Annotated in this window: 1 protein-coding gene; it reads right to left on the bottom strand. The window is 71.7% G+C overall.

Features of this window, described 5'->3' with window-relative positions; genetic code table 11:
- Positions 1–78: 78 nt before the first annotated feature.
- A partial coding sequence (locus tag GJV64_RS15340; RefSeq protein ID WP_164158389.1) for a tetratricopeptide repeat protein occupies positions 79–572 on the bottom strand: 494 nt, incomplete at its 5' end.

The raw sequence follows: 572 nt of genomic DNA, 5'->3' as shown, positions 1-572 counted from the left end.
CCGCCGGACGTGGCAACCGCCAGGCGCTCGCCGGGCGCGACCGCGCGGCCCAGCGCCGCCGCGATCAGTGGGGCCAGATCAGGCTGCACATTTGGCGCGGAGACGCTGGCGGTCGGCATCGGCCTTCTGGGTGCTGGTCAGCTTGGCACCATAGACGCTGTCGAGCTCGCCCAGCACCTGGCAGGCGTCCTTCGGCTTGGTCATGGCATTGAGGCTGCTGGCCAGCGCGATCAACGCATCAGGCGCCGGGCTGGAGCGCGGCGCCGTCTGATAGACTTCCAGAAAGGCCTTCGCGGCCTGCGGATGCTGGCCGCGTTGCGCGAAGCTGCGGCCCAGCCAATAGCGTGCCTGCGCCACCCGCGCCGATTTTGGCCAGTCGGCGATGAAACTGCTCATCGCCGTCTCGGTGGCCGGCCAGTTGCGCGCCGTGACATTGGCAAAGGCCGCAGTCCATGCTGCGGTTTCGGTGGCCGGCTTCGGTGCGGCGGCAGGCGCGGCAGCGGCGGGGGCCGCAGTTGGGGCGGTGGCCGTCGGGGCGGGAGTTGCACCCGCACTGGCCGCAGCGGCGGGTG

This window comes from Sandarakinorhabdus rubra, assembly GCF_010994245.1.
Lineage (GTDB): Bacteria > Pseudomonadota > Alphaproteobacteria > Sphingomonadales > Sphingomonadaceae > Sandarakinorhabdus > Sandarakinorhabdus rubra.
Note: the sequence above shows the minus strand (reverse complement) of the source record. Positions and strands in the feature narration are given on the sequence as shown.